The following is a 2,649-nucleotide window of genomic DNA, read 5'->3' as shown; positions in this document are numbered from 1 at the left end:
CTACGCTGTGGCACGCGGCCACCGCACGATCTTCGGTTGTCCTCACAAACCATCGATGATCAACGCGGTGGCCGTCTTCATGCCCGCGCCACGCCCAACGCTGAAGCCAAGTGACGTTGGAGTACTAGGCTGACGCCATGTCGGCGGAGCGTGAAGTGGTTGACCTAGACGAGCACGATCACCAGCTGGCGCAGTCGGGCGACACCACCACCGACCGCCTCATGGCCAGGCGGAAGGTGAATGTACGGCTCGTCGCTGCCTTCGTGGTCGGCGTTGTGCTCGGTGGTGTCGGTGTTAGCGAGCTGCGAGCCTCACGGGAGGATCGGGAGCGGAACACTTCGGTCTCCCTCGTGGCATTCCCTGCACCTACCAGCAACGGGGGTTCGGACGGCGCGCGTGTCCTTCGGATGGACGGGCAACTGACAGTGGTCAACGCTGGCCCTGCGCCGATCACGGTTCGTGCGGCTATCGGCCAACGCCCGGGCTTCCGGGGCAATGGCTTCGGCCAGTCTCGGCTGCTACGCCCCGGCGGTGCCGGCTGGATCGATGTCAAGCTGAACATCGACTGCTCGGTCCCGTTCTCAATCGAGCCGTTGCCGATACGGTTCTCGGTCGAGACCCCCGATCGACAGGTCAGAGAGGTCACCTACCCCGTCGCCCTAACCAACCCGGCGGCCCGGAACACCATCCAGACTCAGTAAGCCTAAGGAACGACCTTGTCCCGGTCCGGGGAGGCTGGCAGCCCTTGTGGTGCCCGGCGAGGCGATCCGCCCGGCCGATCTCTGAGGAGGGCCGGGGTTCGGGGCGGAGCCCCGAGGTCTTCGAGGTCTTGTCATCCGTCAGCGTGGCCGGCCGGCCCGGCTGATGCCGGCCGAAGGTCGCCAGTAGGCCGGGGCCGGCCGGCGCGGCCCGCTTGCGGGCCGCCTTGATGAAGACGGCACTCGCCCACGGTGAGTGGGTCGATCCGGCTCTCTCGCGGGTCACCGTTGGCGACTGGGCTGCCCGGTGGTTCGCCAATCAGGTGCAGCTCAAGCCGTCGACTCGGCAGCGGTACGGCAGTCTGCTGCGGAGGCAGGTGCTTCCGGTGTGGGAACGCGTCCCGCTTTCGGCAGTCACACACGCCGACGTCGGGGAGTGGGTGCGCCGCATGACGCAGGCCGGTCTTGCGCCGTCCACCGTTCGGCAAGCTCACCGAGTGTTCTCGCTACTGCTGGCCTTGGCAGTTCGGGACGGCCGGTTGACTCGCAACGTCGCGGCCGGTGTGCGGCTGCCCCGGGTCGGACGGTCGGAGAAGGTGTTCCTGACGCACGGCCAGGTGGGCGAGCTGGCGGCGGCGGCAGAGCCGCACGGGCTGATCATCCGGGTGCTGGCCTACACCGGGCTGCGGTGGGGCGAACTGGCCGCGCTTCGGGTGCGGCGGGTGGACCTGGTCAAGCGCCGGCTGCTGGTAGCGGAGTCGGTGACCGAGGTCAACGGTCGGGCGGTGTTCGGTACGCCGAAGACGCACCAACGGCGGTCGGTGCCGCTCCCCCGGTTCCTGGTCGAGCCGATCGCCGCGCAGATCGCCGGCCGTTCCGGTGACGAGCTGGTGTTCACCTCCCCGGCCGGCGATGTGCTGCGCAACAACAACTTCCGTCGCCGCGTCTTCGATCGGGCTGCGGAGTCGATCGGGCTCGCCGGCCTGACGCCGCACGAGCTGCGGCACACGGCGGCCAGTCTCGCGGTGGCCGAGGGCGCCAACGTCAAGGCGGTGCAGCGGATGCTCGGGCACGCCTCGGCGGCCATGACGCTGGACGTGTACGCGGACCTGTTCGAGGACGACCTGGACCAGGTGGCGGATCGCCTAGACCGCGCGGCGGGTCGTGCTGCTGCGGACTCAGTGCGGACTGAGGGCGTCGGTCCGGATCTCGATGCGGTGCGTCCGGGTCGTCGGCAGCATGGCTGAGCAGGGAGAACGGCTGGTGGGCCGGGGGTACCACCATGCGAACCACAACGCCACGATCGTCGGCGACCCGCTACCCCTGCGTTTGCCCAGCTTACGGGCATCGGAGGGTGCCCGATGAACCCGGCCCTACCGACCGATCCACCGGTGCGATTCGCCGATGCGGAAGAGATCAACCCGTTCCAACTCCTTCTCGATCTTCCCGACCGTGCCGTCGCTCGGACGCCGGAATCCGGACTCGATGATGTCCTGGCGGAGCTGGCGTTGTCCGGTGCGATGGTGTTTTGGTGGACTCGCTGGCAACCCTCGATGATCCACGCTGCCCTGCGGGCGGGCGCGGACCTACCGGACATCGTGAGAGCGACCGGCCGCGGCGCGAGCGACGTCGGCCGACGGTGGTGGCGATGGGCTGATGTCCAGACGCGGCTGGACATCGGCGGACGTCCGTCCGTGGGTCCCGTCGAGGTCCGGGCCATCGAGCGACGTTTCGGGCTGGGGGTGGTTCGATGACGCCGACCCGGCTTGCCCGAGACGTGAGCACGGTGGCGGTGGCCGGGATTGCTGCCTGGTCGTCGTGGAGTCAGAGGGTGGTTCGGTAGCTTTCGTCCATTCTGGGTTTGGGCCGGCATGTGAATGTGAGCCGTGGTCGTAACCGGTAGGTCCGGCCGGCGTTGGGCTGATCATGGGTGAGCGTGCGGCGTATCCGA

Annotated in this window: 3 protein-coding genes; all 3 read left to right on the top strand. The window is 68.5% G+C overall.

Going from position 1 to position 2,649, the window contains the following annotated elements:
* The first annotated feature begins 137 nt into the window (after positions 1–137).
* The 3 genes from KBX06_RS27375 to KBX06_RS27365 all read left to right on the top strand — a co-directional run bounded on the left by KBX06_RS27375 (position 138) and on the right by KBX06_RS27365 (position 2,452).
* The gene (locus tag KBX06_RS27375; protein ID WP_210839939.1) at positions 138–701 is read left to right on the top strand and encodes a hypothetical protein; all 564 of its coding nucleotides are present in this window, start codon (positions 138–140) and stop codon (positions 699–701) included.
* A gap of 227 nt (positions 702–928) precedes the next feature.
* Positions 929–1,945, top strand: coding sequence for a site-specific integrase (locus KBX06_RS27370; RefSeq protein ID WP_210839938.1), 1,017 nt, complete (start codon positions 929–931; stop codon positions 1,943–1,945).
* A gap of 114 nt (positions 1,946–2,059) precedes the next feature.
* Complete coding sequence (locus KBX06_RS27365; RefSeq protein WP_210839937.1) at positions 2,060–2,452, top strand: hypothetical protein; 393 nt, start codon at positions 2,060–2,062, stop codon at positions 2,450–2,452.
* The last annotated feature ends 197 nt before the right edge of the window (positions 2,453–2,649 follow it).

The sequence above is a fragment of the Micromonospora sp. C31 genome, from assembly GCF_018070575.1.
In the GTDB taxonomy this organism is placed as follows: Bacteria; Actinomycetota; Actinomycetes; order Mycobacteriales; family Micromonosporaceae; genus Micromonospora.
Note: the sequence above shows the minus strand (reverse complement) of the source record. Positions and strands in the feature narration are given on the sequence as shown.

Bases quoted from the DNA above. Each gene is read 5' to 3' on its own strand.
- KBX06_RS27370 (WP_210839938.1), top strand. From the start codon at position 929: ATGAAGACGGCACTCGCCCACGGTGAGTGGGTCGATCCGGCTCTCTCG.
- KBX06_RS27365 (WP_210839937.1), top strand. From the start codon at position 2,060: ATGAACCCGGCCCTACCGACCGATCCACCGGTGCGATTCGCCGATGCG.
- KBX06_RS27375 (WP_210839939.1), top strand. From the start codon at position 138: ATGTCGGCGGAGCGTGAAGTGGTTGACCTAGACGAGCACGATCACCAG.